The sequence below is a fragment of the Paenibacillus sp. J31R122 genome, assembly GCF_056269185.1.
The window spans coordinates 88835-108257 of record NZ_JBWDNM010000006.1 but is presented as its reverse complement, the minus strand read 5'-3'; the positions used below and the strand labels follow the sequence as shown (position 1 = coordinate 108257).

Annotated in this window: 14 protein-coding genes; 9 read left to right on the top strand and 5 right to left on the bottom strand. The window is 42.5% G+C overall.

Annotated features, from left to right (window positions below; translation table 11 throughout):
• The first annotated feature begins 50 nt into the window (after positions 1–50).
• From AC0YN7_RS11950 to AC0YN7_RS11925, 6 genes are all read left to right on the top strand, one after another.
• The gene (locus AC0YN7_RS11950; RefSeq protein ID WP_475810225.1) at positions 51–1541 is read left to right on the top strand and encodes an ABC transporter substrate-binding protein; all 1491 of its coding nucleotides are present in this window, start codon (positions 51–53) and stop codon (positions 1539–1541) included.
• A gap of 141 nt (positions 1542–1682) precedes the next feature.
• The gene (locus AC0YN7_RS11945) at positions 1683–3434 is read left to right on the top strand and encodes a sensor histidine kinase (protein WP_475810224.1); all 1752 of its coding nucleotides are present in this window, start codon (positions 1683–1685) and stop codon (positions 3432–3434) included.
• Positions 3412–4173, top strand: coding sequence for a response regulator transcription factor (locus AC0YN7_RS11940; protein ID WP_475810223.1), 762 nt, complete (start codon positions 3412–3414; stop codon positions 4171–4173). Before AC0YN7_RS11945 ends, AC0YN7_RS11940 begins: the two co-directional genes overlap by 23 nt.
• A gap of 240 nt (positions 4174–4413) precedes the next feature.
• Positions 4414–5922 carry an ABC transporter substrate-binding protein gene (locus AC0YN7_RS11935; RefSeq protein WP_475810222.1) on the top strand — a complete coding sequence of 503 codons (1509 nt, stop codon included), beginning with the start codon at positions 4414–4416 and terminating at the stop codon, positions 5920–5922.
• A gap of 389 nt (positions 5923–6311) precedes the next feature.
• The gene (locus AC0YN7_RS11930) at positions 6312–8429 is read left to right on the top strand and encodes a DUF5054 domain-containing protein (RefSeq protein WP_475810221.1); all 2118 of its coding nucleotides are present in this window, start codon (positions 6312–6314) and stop codon (positions 8427–8429) included.
• 85 nt (positions 8430–8514) lie between these two features.
• Positions 8515–10962, top strand: coding sequence for a glycoside hydrolase family 38 N-terminal domain-containing protein (locus AC0YN7_RS11925; RefSeq protein ID WP_475810220.1), 2448 nt, complete (start codon positions 8515–8517; stop codon positions 10960–10962).
• A 533-nt stretch (positions 10963–11495) separates the two neighbouring features.
• Here the strand turns inward: AC0YN7_RS11925 and AC0YN7_RS11920 are convergent.
• A complete protein-coding gene (locus tag AC0YN7_RS11920) occupies positions 11496–12053 on the bottom strand; it encodes an NUDIX domain-containing protein (RefSeq protein ID WP_475810219.1) in 558 nt (185 codons plus the stop codon).
• A 221-nt stretch (positions 12054–12274) separates the two neighbouring features.
• Between AC0YN7_RS11920 and AC0YN7_RS11915 the strand changes: the two genes are divergently transcribed.
• The 3 genes from AC0YN7_RS11915 (at position 12275) to AC0YN7_RS11905 (ending at position 14815) form a co-directional block, all read left to right on the top strand.
• Positions 12275–13267 carry a lipoate--protein ligase gene (locus AC0YN7_RS11915; protein WP_475810218.1) on the top strand — a complete coding sequence of 331 codons (993 nt, stop codon included), beginning with the start codon at positions 12275–12277 and terminating at the stop codon, positions 13265–13267.
• Between the two features lie 188 nt (positions 13268–13455).
• Positions 13456–14433, top strand: a complete 978-nt coding sequence (locus tag AC0YN7_RS11910) for a M23 family metallopeptidase (RefSeq protein ID WP_475810217.1) — start codon at positions 13456–13458, stop codon at positions 14431–14433.
• 1 nt (position 14434) lies between these two features.
• Positions 14435–14815 carry a bactofilin family protein gene (locus tag AC0YN7_RS11905; RefSeq protein ID WP_475810216.1) on the top strand — a complete coding sequence of 127 codons (381 nt, stop codon included), beginning with the start codon at positions 14435–14437 and terminating at the stop codon, positions 14813–14815.
• A gap of 90 nt (positions 14816–14905) precedes the next feature.
• On the opposite strand, the gene AC0YN7_RS11900 is transcribed toward AC0YN7_RS11905, so the two are convergent.
• The 4 genes from AC0YN7_RS11900 to AC0YN7_RS11885 form a co-directional block, all read right to left on the bottom strand.
• Entirely contained in the window at positions 14906–15667 is a 762-nt protein-coding gene (locus AC0YN7_RS11900) for a sugar phosphate isomerase/epimerase family protein (RefSeq protein WP_475810215.1), read from the bottom strand.
• 149 nt (positions 15668–15816) lie between these two features.
• Positions 15817–17733: an FAD-dependent oxidoreductase gene (locus AC0YN7_RS11895; RefSeq protein WP_475810214.1), complete on the bottom strand. Its 1917-nt coding sequence runs from the start codon at positions 17731–17733 to the stop codon at positions 15817–15819.
• A 128-nt stretch (positions 17734–17861) separates the two neighbouring features.
• Entirely contained in the window at positions 17862–18461 is a 600-nt protein-coding gene (locus tag AC0YN7_RS11890) for an ABC transporter ATP-binding protein (protein WP_475810213.1), read from the bottom strand.
• A complete protein-coding gene (locus AC0YN7_RS11885) occupies positions 18451–19383 on the bottom strand; it encodes an oligopeptide/dipeptide ABC transporter ATP-binding protein (protein ID WP_475810212.1) in 933 nt (310 codons plus the stop codon). The genes AC0YN7_RS11890 and AC0YN7_RS11885 overlap by 11 nt, the downstream gene beginning before the upstream one ends.
• Positions 19384–19423 lie beyond the last annotated feature (40 nt).

Sequence of the window (19423 nt, the reverse complement as noted above, 5' to 3'; positions counted from 1 at the left end):
ACACAGCTTGTGAAATGGCGACAAAACATACTTTTTTAGGGGGATTTCAGATGAAAAGATCGTTCAAGCTTTTATCAACAATCTGTATTATCGCATTACTGGCGACTGTCATGGCAGCCTGCAGCGGTTCCAACTCGCCAAAGAACACTGGCAAGACACCAGACACAACGAACACAGATAAACCAGCTAACAAAGACGTTCCAACATTGGTATGGTGGCAAATCGGTGGCACTCCACTTCCTGCAAACTATAAACAGGCTATCGACAAGATGAATGAATATACCGCTGAAAAAATCGGTGTAAAAATTGATATCAAAGTTGCAAGCTGGGGCGAGTGGGATTCAAAAATTAACACAATCGTCAACACTGGCGAACCTTTCGACATCATGTTCACGAATAGTGGAAAATACAGCAAGCAGGTAGCTATGGGAGCATTTGCTGACATTACTGATTTGGTTCAAACTGAAGCTCCTGAATTATACAACTTAATCCCAGAACAAGTATGGAACGGTACTAAGATCGGTGGTAAGGTTTACTCGGTACCAACTTACAAAGACTCTGCTCTAACACAGTACTGGGTCTACGATGATAAGCTAGTACAGAAGTATAACATCGACGTAGCGAACATTAAGACAATTAAAGACTTAGACAAGCCGTTCCGCGATATGAAAGCTGGCGAAGGCAAGAGCTTCTATCCTTTGCAATTTGTTCAATCTGAAGGTCTAAACGGCATGTTCAACAACTATGATGATATGACATTGGGCTTCACACCAGTAGGTGTTAAAACCGATGATGCTTCACGTAAGGTTGTTTCTGTTTTCGAACAGCCAGATGTTATGGAAATGTTAAAACAGTTCCACGTATGGTATAAAGACGGCATCATTAACCCAGATGCTCCAACTAAAGCTGAAGGCGACAAATACAGACCATTCTTCGCAGCACAAGCTTTCCCAGGTGCTGAGGTTAGTATGCAAATCAATGCCGGCGTAGAGAAATATGTAATGGAAAAAACATTGGGTCCTATCTATACAACAAGTACAATTCAAGGTTCTTTGAACGCGATCTCTGCTAACTCGAAATATAAAGTAGAAGCATTGAAATACCTACAATTGGTAAATACAGATACAACGCTACGTAACATGCTTGCATTTGGTGAAAAAGATGTAGACTTCAAAAGCGTTGATGGCGACAAGGTTATTGAGCGTACAACGGATACATGGGTTTTGCCTGCTTACTCACAAGGTACATTCTTCAACATGGCAGTAACAAAAGGTGCACCTATCGATCAGTGGGAGCAAGTTAAAAAATTGAATGAATCCGCTTCTGCTTCATCTATTCTTGGCTTCGCCTTTGACGTTGCCGATCTTCAAACAGAAGTTGCAAACACTGCTGCTGTATATGACAAGTACAAATACGAATTGATTACAGGTGCTTCTGACCCTGAAAAAGTTATTCCTAAAATGATTGCTGAATTGAAAAACGCTGGATTGGATAAAATTATGCAAGCAGCGCAAGAACAAATTGATAATTACTTCAAATAAGCCTCACTAAACAAAAAGTATATGGTATAGTTTAGTTTAATAAACTGTACCGTATACTTTTTGCGTCCAATAGCCAATATATAATCAAGTAATTGATATAATACTATCATTATTTACTTCCTAGATGTGTTGAGGTGCCGCATGAATACTGTTTGGCGTATAATGATTTATCGTAACAAGTTTTGGGCATATCTAATCTTCATTTTATTAATTGGAGTAACGTTACATCTGTTGATAAGTGCAATCGTAATCAATCAATCGCTTGGCAACGCTCGAATCGAAGCTGCCAATGCTTTTTCTCGCATTGAAAATAACTTCCAAAATGATACGGATCGCATAGAAGCTTATTTACAGAGAATTTATTCCAATCAGGCTCTAATGAAGGATACTCAACACTTTATGAGTCCAACCATCGATCAATATTTGACTAATAGACTGTTGAACAACCCTTACCCACAACAGGAGCTTCTATCTTTCCCGGAAGATGTTAAAACCTACCTATATAACTGGGCACAGGGAGATATTATACAAATCAGCGTACATTCGGAGCATAATGGCAATGTTATTTTTTTTGATAACAACGGCATTCCTAGCTATCAATTCGGTAGATCCAACGATGACGAAATATTCCAAGAAAGCATTAAAAAGGGTTTCGTATATCGAAAGAAATTATTTCAAAGCACAGAGGGATCAGGTGAAATTCGCTTTCTTGTTAGTAGCGAGCGAATTTTCAGCAGTGTTAGCAATTATCAGCTTGGTGAAGCAGCAGCCGTTAATGCTGCTGGGGATGTATATCTCATCGGCAATGGCAATATGAAGACAGAGAATATTGTTCAACTATCCATTGCCAATAAGGATACACATGGACTTATATTTGATAAATCGCTGACACCGACCTTCTACGTCACTTTTTCATCATCTAAGTTTAATTATAAGTTTGTAAGTACAGTAGAGTTGAGTACATTAATACGTCAGCAAAGCTCGGTGCTATTATTGCTATTCTTTGTCATATTAACTGCTATGGTCAGCGTATTACTGCTCGTTGTTTATAATCTTCGAGATGACGCTCGCTTCCTGCATCGTATCATTCAATCCATTAAACGAGTGAAAACCGCCGACTTTACCCCGAATAAACCTGCACGCTATCGGCGTAATGAATACGGCATGATTGCGCGTGAAGTAGACGATATGATCCACCAGCTTGACAGACATATTCGCAATGAATTTGTACTCAAATTGAAACAGCAGGAAGCAGAAATGAAAGCGCTGCAACATCAGATTAATCCACATTTCCTCTATAATACACTAGAGGTTATTCGATCTACAGCATTGGTGAATCAGGATGCACATACGGCAGATGCCATTGCTACTTTAGGTGCGTTATATCGTGATATTGTACAGAAAGACAATATTATATCTATTGGAAGCGAATTGGATCTGCTACAAAAATACCTTAAAATTATGGAATTTAAGTACCCTGATCATTTTTTTTCTCAAATCGATGTAGAGCATTCTGTTCTGGAGCTTCCTACCATAAAATTTTGGATGCAAACTTTAGCTGAGAACTTCTTCGTTCATGGTTTTTCAATTGAAAAGGAATTTAATCTATTTATAGTAAAAGGTTGGGAAGACAAAGATTTCTATAGATTGGAATTTATCGATAACGGCATCAGCATTGAAGAAGAGAAGCTAGCTGATATTCGATATACCTTATCGAGCAACTACGGCACGAATACGAAGAGTATCGGCTTATATAATGTCTACAATCGGCTAAAATATTATTATGAGAAAGGTCTTTCCATAAGCATCGATAACAATGATGAAGCAGGCGTTAAAATTTCTGTTCAGATTTCTAAAGAGGTGATTAAAGATGTACAAGCTGTTAATTGTTGATGATGAGCCACAGATTCTAGAAGGAATGAAGCTTATTCTGGATTGGAAACATTATGGGTTCGAGCACATCGAAACTTGCAATTCCACAGAAGCCGCGGTATCCAGAGCAATACAGCTAATACCTGATATCGCCATTTTTGATGTATGCATTGGAAAAAACCGTGGATACGATGCGATTCAAATACTCAATGAAGCAAACCTTCCAACAAAGTATATCATTATGAGCGGTTATAGTGATTTCCACTACGCTCAGCAAACCATTCGTTGCGGAGTCAAAGATTATTTACTAAAGCCCGTGGAACGTGAAAAGCTGCAACAGGTAGTCGAGAATATTATTGTTAAGGATCTCAATGGGACAATAAGGAATCAAAATGAAAATTCACTCCAAATGGATCCTGTACTCGGTGTCCCCTATGACACTCTGTCCAAGTTAGTGCGACGTATTCTACTGATGGTTAAGACAGAATATGCCCAGAACATCACACTTAAATCTGTCGCAGATCGTTTACAAATGAATAACACCTACCTTGGGCAATTATTTATTAAAGAAACACAGATGAAGCTGTCAGAGTATTTGATGATTTATCGCATGCAGCGTGCAAAAGAGTTTATTTTATCTACAAATGAGAAGATTCAAACGATTGCTGGTTCAGTAGGATACAATAACTTAAATTATTTTTACACACATTTTCATAACTACTTTGGAAAATCACCATCTGATTTACGCGAAAAAAATTAAGCGGCTTTAATTAAGAAGAAACGACTTCGTCGTCCTTTTCTAAGGACGAACGGTTTCTCGTCAAAATATAAGCCTATTATAAATAGTGAAACTTATAAATTCTTATATTTCAAGCGTAAACGGCTGACGCCGTTCTCTGGCGGCATAAGCTCGTTTTGCGGTGAATTATAAGCATATTATAAGTGTGAAACTTATTAATTGTTATAATTGAACAATAAAGGTGTTGGGGAGATACATGTCATGAATAAATGTAGTTACCTAATCGTTGGTCTTGCCCTATTAGTCATTACACAGCTCACCGGATGCACGAATCAGAATACGACCGCTCCCGGTTCCCGCAACGAATCACCTGTCAATCTCATCTATTATACGATTGGTGATCCAGATAAAGATCTTCAGCTTGTCAATAACAAGATCAATGAGCTTCTTCTACAGAAGATCGGAGTTACAATCACATATAATAAGATTGGCTGGGAAGAATACGAGAATCGTTTGAATACGATGATCTCATCGGACACCACTTTTGATATCGCCTTTACTCCTAACTTTAATACGTACGCAAAACGCGGTGCCTGGTTGAAGCTTAATGATTATTTAACGAATCAAGGCAAAGAGATGTATGATGCGATCGACCCCGTCTTCTGGGAAGGCATGAAGCTTAACGATGGAAGTATTTATGGCATTCCTACGAACAAGGAACTAGCCGTGCTTGAAAATTGGATGTATCCGGAAGCATTGATAAAAAAATATAACATCGATATCTCAAAATACAACACGTTAGAGTCGCTAGAGCCTCTATTACAGATGATTCAAAAGAATGAACCGGATTACATTCCCATGGAGCTGAACAAGGACTCTCACAATTTCTTCGCAATGTACGGATATGAATATATTACAAATTATAAAATACCTTTAATGATACAATCGCTGGATCCAACCGCATCCGTCGTCAATATCTTCGAAACCACTGAAGCCAAGCAAATATTAAAAACACTCAGACATTACTATCAGCTTGGATTCATTAATCAAGATGCTGCATTGCGTGAACCGGGAGCGCTTCAACGAGATTCTAAGGTGTTCTGGAAATCCGCAAGCGGCGGACCGCTATCCGAGAGCGTCTGGAGTAAAGATCTGGGGTACAAGGTAGTATCGAATCCTGTCACTCGTGAAATCGCCACGAATGATTCCGTACTTGGGGGGATGATGGCTGTTAACGCAAACACAAAGCATCCAGAAGAATCTATCGAATTTTTAAATTTACTAAATACCGATTCCGAGCTGCGTAATCTATTTAACTATGGTATTGAAGGGATTCATTACAACTTGGATCACAATGGTCAGGTTGTTCTTATTCCACCGAAGGATGCTCAGGGGAATCCATTAACGAATCAAGCTCCCAATTATGCGGGGGTTCAATACACACAAGGAAATTGGTTTATCTTAAATACACTAGGTGGTGATTTTCCTGATCCTCTGGATAAATGGGAGCAATTCCGTACGTATAACGCCAAAGTCGCAAAATCTAAAGTACTAGGGTTTAGCCCTGACCTATCCATGATGAATGATGAATCTAAGAAAATCGAAATGGTATGGCTTAAATACTATCCTCTACTCATGACCGGCAGTGTCGATATCGACACCTTCCTGCCCAAATTTAATGAAGAACTGCATAAAGCTGGACTTGAGAAAGTACGTGTAGAGGTGCAGAAACAATTAGATGCATGGCGCCAAGAGCATCATAATTCGTAATTTCCTTAAACGGTGTAAAGATGAAATAGATTCTAAGATATACCGTGTTTCCATAATGGCCTGTATGTGATAAAGGAGCTGCTGTTCAATAACAACAGCTCCTTTATCAATATGCTCTTGTGATAACCGTGTAAAAGCTCCAGCTGTACTCTACTCAAGTTCTACTGCGTACGATCTAATCCTGTTTCGACAACTCTATCAGCTTCTCCCCCAACGCTCGCTTCAGGTATCTGCCGAAGGATTCACCTGACATCTCCATGTCCACGCCGGCCTTTATACACTACCTCTCCTACTAATATGTTTCAGATCCTATTAGAAATAAATCGAAACGTCAAATAAGATAAATTGCTATACAATAAACCCGTAACCACTAGGAAGGAGCGATGAGCTTGAAACATAACGCAGCACACATCCATGTTGTATTCAAGACACACTTGGATATTGGCTACACAGACCTCGCGAAGAATGTTACGGACCGATATATGAACCAGTTCTTCCCCAATGCGATTCAAACAGCTAAATATTTTGTCGAGCATCCAGAGAAGGGTTCCTTTATCTGGACAACGGGCTCCTGGTTAATCCATTATCTATTAAAACATGGCACTGACGAAGTTAAACAACAAGTCGAGGAAGCGATCGCAAAAGACTATTTAAGATGGCATGGTCTTCCTTTTACTTCGTATACCGAATTACTTGATAGCGAATTGCTTGATTATAGCATCCAAATGGCGATGCGCCTTGACCAACGATTTGGCAAGCGGACGATCGCTGCCAAAATGACCGATGTTCCTGGTCATACACGCTCTTTAATTACGCATATGGCGAAGGCTGGATTAAAGTATTTGCATTTAGGTGTAAATCCTTCTAGCCATGTTCCCCACGTTCCTGAAATGTTCTTATGGCGAAATACGGACGGCTCTGAAATTGTTGTCCAATACAGTAAAGATTACGGCTCAACATTTGAGCTTGAAGGATTGAACGATGTTCTCTACTTTGCACATACTCATGATAACCATGGACCTTCCACTGTTGAGCAGATCGAAGCAGAGTTTGCCCAGCTGCGAGAAGTTTATCCACATGCAGAGATTAAAGCTTCTACATTAGACCAGTATGCCGAAAAAGTATGGGAATTCCGTGATGCCTTGCCTGTCGTGGAAGAAGAAATCGGTGACAGCTGGATTCATGGCGCTTCTACAGATCCCTATAAATTAGCTAGCTACCGTGAATTGCTCCGCTTAAAGAGTAAATGGCTGCAAGCAGGAGTGCTTACAGAGAGCGACGAAGAGTATCACAATTTCTGCGATGAGTTAATTATGGTCCCTGAGCATACCTGGGGACTAGATATCAAACGATATCTTGCGGATTATATTCATTATGATAAAGATCATTTCAGGCAGGCACGTAAGCGTGACAAGGTCAATATTTGCTTGAATCCACTGGAATATCGTTTCTACGAAACGAATTCACGTGCCGAAATGATGGAAATGTTTGGTGATAAAGCCATAGAAAAACTGAATGCACGTTCCTTTAGTCTTATGGAGCAGTCTTGGCAGGAGCAGCGTGAATACTTGGATAATGCGATACAAGCCCTTCACCCTGAACGGCGTGCTGAAGCACAAGCTGCGTTGCTCGCATTAAAGCCTTCTCGCTGCGCGCTGCCGGATGCAGCTGTCCTATCTAGTGACCAGCCTTATGCACTAGGAGATTTTGAAGTTGTGTTTGAGGATAACGGTGCTATTGTCGGATTGAAGGATGCTCGTGGTCGAGAGTGGGCTGGCCCTAACAATCTTATCGGATTATTCTCTTACGAGACCTATTCACAGGCCGATTATGACCGCTGGTATCGTGAATACCACGTAAGATGGAGAAATACTCATGTGTGGGCAACCGGAGATTTCGGAAAGCCAGGTATGGACTTAACGAAAGATTGGATTGCACATGAAATCATGACACCGAAGCTCCAGTCCTTGCACGTTGTTTATGGCAAAGAACAAGATGTTGTGCTTGCAAGCCTGCGTATGCCAAGAGCTGCATGCGAGCGCATGGGTGCTCCAAAAAACTTAACGCTCGAATATATTTTCAAGAAAAATACTCATACTGTAGAATGCAAGCTGCAGTGGTTTGACAAGGATGCATACCGCCTTCCTGAGGCAGCTTGGATGAGCTTTAATCCGATCGTTAACAACCCGAATCAATGGAAGTTGGACAAAATCGGACAGCTTGTCTCTCCTTTGGACGTCGTTCAAGGCGGGAATCGCAATATGCATGCGGTACAGCAAGGCGTGTACTATGCAGCTGCAGACGGAAAGGTCAGTATTGATACTTTGGATGCTGCACTTGTATGCCCTGGGGAGCCTCGCTTACTCCAGTTTGATCATACATTCGCTTCACTCACTGGAGGTATGCATATCAATTTGCATAACAATGTGTGGGGTACAAACTTCCAAGCGTGGTACGATGAAGATGCTTTATTTCGCTTCAAGCTGCATGTTCAATCCCAGCTATAAAGGTTCCACAAGTTGTATCAACTGATTCAAAACTAGCTTTTTCATTACAATATTGATTTCCTCTAATCCCGAAAGGAGTTTCACTATGACACAGAACAAAACTTGGAAAATTTATGCAATACAACATTCCCACACCGATGTCGGTTATACTGAGCGTCAAGAAAAAATCCGTCAATATCATGTCAACTATATTCGGCAGGCACTGCAAATTGTACGTGATATTGAGAGCGGCGCTAGACCTGACTGGAAAGGCTATAAATGGGTATGCGAAACATATTGGCCCATTGAATCGTTCCTGTTAAAAGCTACTGACGAAGAAAAAGAAGAATTCGCTCGAGCGGTAAAGAACGGCCATATCGGTCTCTCCGGTACCTATCTCAATTTCAGTGAGCAAATAGATAAAGATTTACTCTCCGTGATGATTCAACGCGTTACCGATTACGGAAAATCGATTGGGTCCCCTATTCGTTCTGCTATGACGGCAGACATTACCGGCTTTGGCTGGGGTTACAGTCAAGTGCTGGCGGATGCAGGCATCGACAATTTAATTACATGTATTCATACCCATCACTCGATGTTCCCACTGTGGAAGAAGCAGATGCCATTCTGGTGGGAAACACCCAAAGGAGATCGTATTCTCACTTGGAATGGCGAGCATTATGTGTTCGGTAATGATCTCGGACTGGTCCCTGGTCTTGGCGGAGCCTATACGATTCGTGATGAGCAAGATGTCCGAAACGGCGTATCCTTTGAAGCAGCTGAAGAACGAATCTATCGCTATTTAGAGCAACTGATTGCTGATGACTATACTTTCCCGTTTGTACCGGTTATGGCGTCCGGGCTACCTACCGACAATGCCTCACCAAATGCGGAAATGATGGACTTTGTAAATCGCTGGAATGAGAAGCATGGCGATCGCATCTTTATTCAACCGGCGACATTGGAAGATTTCTTTGCAGATTTAAGAGCTTATGCAGATGAACATCCAACTGAAATTGAAACCTTCCGTGGCGATTGGCCTGATTGGTGGACAGATGGCACGGGAACTACACCGATGCATGCACAGATTTTCCGGGAAGCACAACGTGTGTACAAGAAGGTAAAGCAATTAGATCCTGCTTATGAGATTATTTCCAAAGAACGTATCGAGGCGATTGAATATGAGCTTGCTCTATTCGCTGAGCATACATGGGGTTATCATTCCTCTGTCACAGAGCCTTGGAATCCGTTCGTCCAAGAGCTTGGCTGTAGGAAAGAAGCCTATGCTGCCAATGCAAGCTCGCTCGCTCATACGGCTTTATACGACATCCTTGAAGCACGTGGCGATGCCTTGCTAGCTCCTAATCGTCCAATGAAGTTCGAGTTGAATAATCCATATGACTTTGCACAAACGGATTATGCTCAGATCATTATGGAACCGTGGTATAATTCGGAATTGAAGAATGGCTTTGAAGTCATAGATGAAGCAACTGGCACCAAATACGAGGCTCAAATGGTTACAGCGCCCCGCGGTGTCATCGTTACCATCCCGGTAACGCTTCAGCCTAAGCAACAGGTACAATTGACGATTAAAGCCCTTACCAATCGCAAGGCTGTAACTGCCTATCAGACAGATTATGTTGGGTCTGATCGTATGATGGATATTATTCCACCTGTCGCGCCAAAGCTTCACGTTACGCCGAAATTTATTGATTCGCCTTTCGTTCGAATAGAATGGGAAATTGGTGCCGGCATTACGAAATGGATCGACAAAGCTACAAATAAGGACCTGCTTCGCGCAGACCGTCGTCACCAGGCATTTTCTCCTGTATACAATGTAACACTCGCACCAAATGAATTTGGTATGTATGATGTGCGACGCAAGATGGGACGTAATCGCAGAGGCCCTGACGCCATTACTTCTGTAGGAACGCTTATTAATGTTGATATTGTTGAAAAGGGAGAACTGAACGTTAAAGTTCGTTTGACGTACAACGTAAATGGCTGCGATCATTATTCCTTGCTCGTTACTGCATACAGTGATCGTGCCCGTGTCGATGTTGCCGTACGCATGCATAAGGAAAGTGTATGGCACCCAGAAAATCTATACATTTCTCTTCCATTTGGAAGTGCTCCTACTTCCCAACAGCAACAGCTTTGGGTTGAAAAAACTGGTGCAGCATTGCGTCCGCGTATCGATCAACTGCCAGGCTCCCTTGCCGACTTCTACTGTGTTGATGAGGGTGTGGCGTATGTCAGTGAAGCACAAGGTGTTGCGATTGCAATGCCGGATACACCACTAATGCAACTCGGTTCATTAGACTTTGAGGATCGTCTTCTAAGCGGACATCCGGAGCTTGCAAATGATCCAGGCCATCTCTACTCATGGCCAATGAATAATTATTGGGAGACGAACTTTAAAGCGACATTAGGAGGATTCTACGAATTCCGTTACTATGTTGCATGGGGTGAAGAGCTGAATACACCAGAAGCTGCTTTGGCGGCATGCACGAGCATGAACGCAGGCATACTGGCTTGGAGAACAAACAAATAAACATACGAAGCGAAGGCTGCCGACGTTTTAGACGCGACAGCCTTTTTTTTGCATTCACTGAAAGAATGTCGTTAGTTTATGGAGGCTCTACCTACTATCTGTACTTGATTTCGTGAAAGGGTGCTCGAAATCGTGTCCTAGTTCAAAATTTACTTTTTTATTAGCGTTTGATTTACGATTTGATTGGATATTGTACAACCAAACATCTATTTATTACGTTTTCCTTGTGTCTGAATGGAAAACCTACAATCAAAAACGCCAAAAAGGGCCGTTTACGTGCGGAATGGACAATTAGATTGTATAAAATACAGTCAAGCTCAGACAAACCTTAATAAATGTGGCTTTGATTGGATGAAATACAGTCAAGCTCAGATAAACTTTAATAAATGTGGCTTTGATTGGATGAAATACAGTCAAACAGTCAAATTAAGAGTCGAATCATCCTCTGATGATACAGAGTAACCTGATGGACATTAGTGCTTCACTTCGATTCAACCCTTGCTATTCATGGTGACACTAAACTAATGTATCGATTAGACCCTAAACAGCCCATAGCCCTTTAGTGGAACAACTGGGTCTTCATCGCGGGTTAACCCTGCTGATTTGCCATGAAAAGCTACGTCAACCAGCCAGCGTGTAAAGACTGCTACATTCATCGACTCCAGCTCCTCCATACTGAAAAATCCCGCAGCATCCACCTCAACGTTATCTGGCACAGGCTCACCGCCAACGTACTCCATGTCGAATGCGATATAGACGTTATGGATTTTATTAGGCTGATCTCGGAGTGCTACAACGTTTCTCACAATGGCCTCCACGCCACTTTCCTCAAGCACTTCTCTTCGTATCGTCTCCTCAATCGGCTCCAGCTGTTCAATATAGCCGCCAGGATTGGTCCAATAGCCTTTACCTGGTTCTTGTGCTCTCCGTACCAGAAGAATCTGGTCTCCTTTGCGAACAAGCGCTCCGACACCAATGCTATAGCTTCCCCAATGAACAAAACTGCACTGCGTGCATGCCATTCTCTCCGTACCGTCAACCTCGCGAATCGCCAGTTCATGACCGCAGTTCATACAAAATTTCACTTCCATGTTTGTCACCCCTATAGGTAATTTATAGCTAGTTCACGATTCTATAATTCGAAACTAAAACGATTGTATTCATGATTGCTAGATAAGTATACTGAAGTTGCAGCCTTTATAAAAGAAAGAATCATAGACATATTTCAGATCGATTTGACAGAGGTAGGTTTCTATGGGATATCATTAGGAGTAAGATAATTAGATCTACAAAAATTTGGAGGTAATACACCATGCGTTTTGTAAGCAACAAAAACATTACCGATCCTTCATTGAATTTGGCATTAGAGGAATACATCCTCCGTTCACTGCCTGATACAGAAGACTACTTATTGTTTTACGTAAACGAGCCATCGATTATTATAGGCAAAAACCAGAATACCGTTGAGGAGGTTAATGCCGAATACGTGGAACAAAACGGCATTCACGTCGTACGCAGACTATCCGGCGGCGGAGCTGTTTATCATGATCTCGGCAATTTAAACTTTAGCTTCATAATGAAGGATGATGGTCAATCGTTCCACAACTTCAAGAAGTTTACGGAGCCTGTTGTTCGAGCTCTTCGCAAGCTTGGAGTAGATGCGGAAATGACCGGACGAAATGACCTTCAAGTCGGTGAACGAAAAATATCCGGCAACGCGCAATTTTCGACGAAAGGAAAAATGTTCAGTCATGGAACGCTCCTATTCAATTCCGAAATGGAGAACATCGTATCCGCGCTGAAAGTGAATCCTGAGAAATATGTTTCCAAGTCAACAAAGTCAATTCGCAGCAGAGTAGCAAATATATCAGAGTTTTTGACTGAACCCCTTTCTATTGAGCAATTTAGACAGAGCCTATTGGAATCACTCTTTGAGGAGGAAGCAGAAATTCCTTTCTACGAGCTGACGGAAGAGGATTGGGCAAATGTACATAAGCTGGCGGACGAGCGTTACCGCAGTTGGGAATGGAACTACGGTCGTTCGCCGTCCTTCAACGTCCAGCAGAAGAAACGTCTTGCCGCAGCAGGGACATTCGACGTTCGTCTGCAGGTTGAAGAAGGCCTCATTACTAACGCAGTCATATTCGGTGACTTCTTCGGCAGAGGAGATAGCAATGAAGTGGCCACACAGCTTATCGGCACACGGTATGAAGCATCTGCACTGAGGGAGCTGCTTGGTAAAATAGACCTAACCTATTACTTGGGGCCTGTCACACTGGAAGAATGGTTGGAATTACTTCTGTAATAATCTGTCACTATAACCCCGAGAGCAGCCGTTCTCGGGGTTTATTCTGTTCTCACATCCACCTATTTGTGACACAATATGGTTGTATCGCTTCTTTTTCTTCCAATATTTATTAAACAAACAGGATTTTTGAATATCTATGTCGAATACCTCCTTCAACAAGCTGTTTTGAATATAGGAGGAAAGTCATGAAATGGTTGTCTAAAAGGTTCACTTTCGTAGTCATTTCGGATGCAAACTCATCCGTTCGGCACTACCATATATCGGGACTCATCCTATTATTAATTCCGACTATTGTCGCACTCCTTTCTGTAAGCGCGCTTATATTCTTCTCACTCTTCACCAAACATACAATCATTACTGATCAGCTCAAGGCTGAGCTGACAGCATCAACAACCCGCTATGAACAGCAGCTATCCGATAAAGAAGTTAACATAGCTAATATGCAAACGGACTTGTTCCATTTATCCGAGCAAGCGAAAACGATGGAACAAAAGTTGGTCGAAATAAATAAGCTGGACGCTCAACTCAAGCAGCTTGTTGGTATAGAAGAGGGTATGTCCGCTTCTCGCATGAGTATTGAGACGGAGGAAGGCGGGCAAGGCGGTGAAGAGTTTCTTATACCGGAAGGAGTGACGCACTCGCTCGTGACGGAAACAAAGAAAAGCTATTCCGATATCCGACTTCAAATGGATGAGCTAAAGCCTCACTTAGAGGCGACGAAGCAAGCAGTTATTAAATACCAAGCTATATTAGACATTACACCAACTATCTGGCCAACTGATTCTCGTAAAGTAACCTCGCTGTTCGGAGCACGTAAAGACCCCTTTACTAGAAGATCAACCTATCATTCCGGCCTCGATATTGGCGGAAATAGAGGCGATCCGATTTATGCAGCCGCTGATGGTGTAATTACGTTGTCCGAGAGAGATCGCATACATGGAAACAACATTAGTATTGATCATGGAAGAGGCTTACGAACTCGCTATCTTCATCTAAACAAACGATTAGTCGATGTAGGAGACACGGTCATAAAAGGCCAGATAATCGGAGAACTGGGCAGTACAGGCCGAAGTACGGGACCCCATTTACATTATGAAGTATCGGTTAACGGCGTTGATGTCGATCCATGGACATATATTAAGGCCAATCGAAAGGAACCGTGATATGTTTAAAAGCAAAGGCGCCAAGTTAAATCCCGATACAATGGACACGCTTATAGGTGAGGGCACGATATTTGAAGGCAAAATTAAATCCGAGGCTAGCATTCGCATCGAAGGACAGGTCGTCGGAGACATTGAATCAACAGGAGACGTGACCATTGGAGAAAACGGTTCAGCCAGCTCCAATATCATCTCGCGCGATCTCATTTTAGCAGGCCGGTTAAACGGCAATGTAGAGGTCAAAGGCAAACTAATCATTCGCGCGTCGGGTACACTTATTGGCAACTTAACCGCACATAATCTTCTTATTGAATCCGGAGGCGTATTTTATGGCACTAGTCATATGACAGCTAAGGAATCGAACGTCGCCAAACAAGAAATATAAAAAAAACCTTTCTAATCAAAGAAGGTCAGGATGCCTCGGCGTCCTGACCTTCTTCTATTGTTATTAACGATTAGTTAGTCGAGTAAAAGTCTAAACTATAAATTGCTTTAAATTTTGAAAGCTAATCGCGAGACTTTCGAATGGATCGCGCAGACATTCATCTTGTTCAACTACATACCATTCCACGCCAATTTCACGACATGCCGCAATGATTTCATTGAAATTAAGGTTGCCTTCACCGATCTCCGCAAACACCTGCTTATTATCAACGATCGCCAGGTCCTTCAAATGCACAACACCCATTCGGCCCTTCACTTGCTGAATCATGTCTGCGGGATTCACGCCGCCAACCTGCACCCAGTATGTATCGAGCTCAAACCCGAAGGAATCAAAGTCACTCTCTTCCCTTAGTATATCCATTCCTGTTCTTCCATTAAACTTTTCGTATTCAAAGTGATGATTGTGATAGATGAATTGAAGATCATGCTCCTTCAAACGCTTCGCAATTTCCGAGAACTTCTTCGCAAAGTCTGAGTAGCCCTCCGCGCTTCGATACTCCACAGGTATGCCGCCTAATCCGACATACTTGCAGTTCCATAGCTTATGCTTTTGAATGGAAAAGTCGAGGTTGTTTACTAGCTCATCATAGCTTACATGTGTCGCGCAAATTTGAAGCCCAACTTCATCAGCAATCTCTTTAATCTTCTCATCAGCGATTGGTCCTACTCCCGAAACCTGTACCGCTTGATAGCCAATTTCTTTGACTTTAATTAGCGTTTGCTTGAAATCCTCTTCATTTTTGCAATAGTCTCTCAGCGTATATAACTGTGCTGCAATATTTGATAGATTCATTTCGTTTCCGCCACCTTCATCATAAGATTAAAATTATAAGTGATGTTATCATTGTACCATCTTGAAGGCTGAGGGAACTTAACTGTGGTTAATGAACCTATGACTCGTATTTGATTGTAATTGAACATTTCACACTACCAACTAGCGCATTAATTATAGACTACTCCTGCATGATATTCCACAACGTCTCGAATAAGCATATACGTATCACCGTCAGTCAAGTTTTCAGGATCTGCTATCATCGATAGAACAGCATCCTTCACCCAGCCTCTAGTCTGCAATTCGGATACCGCGTTCTGAAGCGTTGTGTTGATGCCAGCTGATGTACAAATGATAAGTGCGGCTTGCTGTAAGGATAAAGGTCCAAGCGGATCTTCGACTCCTTTTAACACATCCTCAAGGCTTCCTGGAAAAGATGATGCATGCACTTGGCTAACGCCCTTCATATTGCGCACAAAACGTGTAGGATTGGAAATAAGGTCTAAATCAAATTTACTATTATCATACCCGCCAAACGCTACGCCCATGCTAACTGCTGCAAGCAATCCATTGTAAGCCTTATGCTTGCTGTACTCTGTCGGTTCTATCTTATTCATGGTCAAATCCATACCCTGCTTAACAAGCATGGCACGTAAAGCTTCTATATTTTCTTTCGACTTTGACAACTCCCGGAAACTAATGTTTTGGTCAATGCTCAGCTTAGCCGCAGCACCGGCTGCCTCAGCAGTTGCCATGCCTAGCGGAATGACACGAGCACTTCCGTGCGGTATCGTATCAAAGCTTGCCGCGCGACCGACAACAAGCAGGTTGTCCACTTTTAGAGGGACGATAGAGCGGAAAGGCACACCATATTGTTCAGGCGCCATTACGATAGCCCCATTATCGTTATTATTTAACCTTTGTATATCGACCGCATAAGACCCGTATGCAATTGCGTCCCATTGATCACGATTTTCTAATAGATCAGCCGTTGTTAATCGGTATTCCCCTTCAATATGTCTAGTTTCCCTTATATACAGTTCAGGCGCAGTACCTTCAAACTTAAGATCCTTGAGCTCAGGAAAGTTTTCCTTAAGGAAAGCAGTGATAAGCTTCGCTTCTTTCTCGCCGATCTCAAATGCTTCTTCAATTGATTCAGGATCCAATGGATCAATGCCAAAAATATGCATCGCATTAATTAGAATGGTATCGTCGTTTTGTCTTCCGATATTAAGCCCTCGAAGGCCGACTCGATCCGGGTTAGAGGATACATAATCTTTGGCGTCCTTAAAGCCCCACGCGCTCATTTTGTCAGTACCCGTTCCATCGTCTCTTTTGTTAAAAGTATCCCATATTTCTTGGGTGACACCGCTAAGCTTAAAGACTAGCGTTACCGCCATTTTAGCATCCGGATTGCCCAAATCTTGTCGACCAGTTGTAAACGGCACACCTGCTAAAGCTGCTATATCAGCGTCTTGTGTAGCGTCGATGACAGCCTTTGCTCGAACATTGATTTCTTGTCCATCTTCCTTCACAATAGTTAAGCCTGTGATAGATGACAAATCGTTTACATTCTCTACGATTGGTTTCATGGACTTCACCTTCATTAGAACTTCAATGTTAGGTTCGTTTTTCACCATTTGATTGAACACTATCGCAGCTGTATTCGTATCTACCGATGTTCCCTCCAACTGATCATACCATTCTTGAAATATTCCTTTGTTCAAAAAATTATGTTTCCACGCTACATCCGATTTTACCGGTGAGTAATTCAAATCTAGTGTATTTAACCATCCCAATGTAATTAATCCACCTAATATTTCACGATCCTTGCCGTCAACTAACAGCACCTTCAGCCCATTGCGGGCAGCAGAGACAGCTGCAGCTACACCTTCCGGATCAGTGCCAGCTACAATCACATCGTACGATTCTTTTACATCCGTTATTATCTCCGGTATGATCAATTCCTTCGGCGGCTGATTACTGTTAGTTTTATTCTGTTTCATAAATACCCAGAGTGCAACTAGACTTGCAATGATAATAAGTAAAATAGCAAATACTATGGTCCATTTTCTCTTCTGAATCAATTCAAGATTCAACCCCTAACACATTTGTTTGACAAGCCCCTATTCAATACGTTTAATCTGCTTAAATAGTTGCGGCAAACATTAAAAAGAATGCGAATTCAACTATTATTCCCTCTACCTAAATTCAACTATTCCAAATTTATGGCCCGATCGCAAATTTTATCCATTAAAGAATGATCGTGACTGATAACCATAAGGCCAATATTGCGCTCTTTCACAATGTGAAGGACAGCATGCCAAATTTGCGCTTGCGTAATCGCGTCCAGCATCGTGGTCATTTCATCCGCGATCAGAACCTGCGTTAACGGGTTCAAAGCTCTAGCGATGCACACTCGCTGTAATTCTCCACCAGACAGCTCACCTGGCCAACGATGCAGCCACTCTTCCTTAATACCAAGCGTATGAAGAAAAGCTAGATCAGGCGTCCAGCTTTCGGTCAATGTGGTTAATAATTTCAAGCGTGGATTTACAGCTCGCTCTGGATGCTGAAAAACCATTTGCACGGGATTATATATGCCTTTTGCGGCTTCATAACCACCATTAATCAACACTTTCCCCTCATGAGGCTTATAATACCCCGCTAAAATGCGACTGATCGTTGTCTTTCCACTTCCGCTGGGACCGACCAGCCCAACGACCTCACCGGCTTTAACCGTCATGTTGACGTTTCTGAAAAGCCATGGATCTTTACCGTAACGCCAGCCTAAATCTTTGCCTTCAAGAAGCATGAATGCACCTCGCGGAACCGCCCCGTACAGAAACCATAGTTGGCCGATCAATTGTACATTCGGATGTGGTTGATTGACAGCGCTCCGCGAAGGAACAGCCGCCAGTCGATGAACTCATCGTTGGTTGACTGCCAGGGTATATTTCAAAACCGTTTTGAGGCAGCGCGCGCCATAAGGCCTGACTATAAGGATGTCTGAGACGCTCTCCTCTCCCTTCAAAATCAGTTACAGGAGCTATTTCCACACATGTGCCCGCATAAAATACAGCTACCTTGTCTGCAATTTGAATCGCAGCTCCGATATCATGAGTAATAAGCAATACCGCGCTGCCCGCTTCAGCCAGCTCTTTGAAGCGGATCAACGCTTCTGTTACATCCTCTGAATGCAATCCAGGTGTAGGCTCATCCGCAATAATTAACCTTGTACCGCCCAATGTGGCCGTAGAAACAAGCACCTTGCGAGCCATCCCGCCGGATAGCTGGAAAGGAAAGAGACGCTCCACATGCTCAGCTATCCGATAACGTTTAAATAAATTTCTCTGCTCAACAAGCTGTTCTTTACCGCTTTTGTCACTAGACGACGATCTCACCTGAGCGCCTACTCGGATCAATGGATCGAGAAAATTGACTGATTGCGGAACAAGTGCTATTTCTTTGCCACGGAGCTGAGCTTGCCTAGAGGCATCAAGCTCCTCTCCTCCATAGCGAATATGGCCCGCAACGACAGCATTACTCGGCAGTATCCCCATAATCGCATGAGCCAGCAGACTTTTTCCCGACCCGCTTGCACCGACTATTGCTACAATTTCTCCTTCAGCTATCGAGAGATCAAGATCTTCTATAATCTGAACACTATGCTGTCGCAGACCGCTTCCGTATTGATTGAAAGAGATTGATAATTTCTTTACTTCCAAGAGCGGCATCCGATTCCCCCCTCACTTCTTGGCCAAAGCCAAGATTCAT

Coding starts and splice junctions, on each gene's coding strand:
- AC0YN7_RS11950 (WP_475810225.1), top strand. CDS start 51: ATGAAAAGATCGTTCAAGCTTTTATCAACAATCTGTATTATCGCATTA.
- AC0YN7_RS11945 (WP_475810224.1), top strand. CDS start 1,683: ATGAATACTGTTTGGCGTATAATGATTTATCGTAACAAGTTTTGGGCA.
- AC0YN7_RS11940 (WP_475810223.1), top strand. CDS start 3,412: ATGTACAAGCTGTTAATTGTTGATGATGAGCCACAGATTCTAGAAGGA.
- AC0YN7_RS11935 (WP_475810222.1), top strand. CDS start 4,414: ATGAATAAATGTAGTTACCTAATCGTTGGTCTTGCCCTATTAGTCATT.
- AC0YN7_RS11925 (WP_475810220.1), top strand. CDS start 8,515: ATGACACAGAACAAAACTTGGAAAATTTATGCAATACAACATTCCCAC.
- AC0YN7_RS11920 (WP_475810219.1), bottom strand. CDS start 12,053: ATGGAAGTGAAATTTTGTATGAACTGCGGTCATGAACTGGCGATTCGC.
- AC0YN7_RS11915 (WP_475810218.1), top strand. CDS start 12,275: ATGCGTTTTGTAAGCAACAAAAACATTACCGATCCTTCATTGAATTTG.
- AC0YN7_RS11910 (WP_475810217.1), top strand. CDS start 13,456: ATGAAATGGTTGTCTAAAAGGTTCACTTTCGTAGTCATTTCGGATGCA.
- AC0YN7_RS11905 (WP_475810216.1), top strand. CDS start 14,435: ATGTTTAAAAGCAAAGGCGCCAAGTTAAATCCCGATACAATGGACACG.
- AC0YN7_RS11900 (WP_475810215.1), bottom strand. CDS start 15,667: ATGAATCTATCAAATATTGCAGCACAGTTATATACGCTGAGAGACTAT.
- AC0YN7_RS11890 (WP_475810213.1), bottom strand. CDS start 18,461: ATGCTTCTTGAAGGCAAAGATTTAGGCTGGCGTTACGGTAAAGATCCA.
- AC0YN7_RS11885 (WP_475810212.1), bottom strand. CDS start 19,383: ATGCCGCTCTTGGAAGTAAAGAAATTATCAATCTCTTTCAATCAATAC.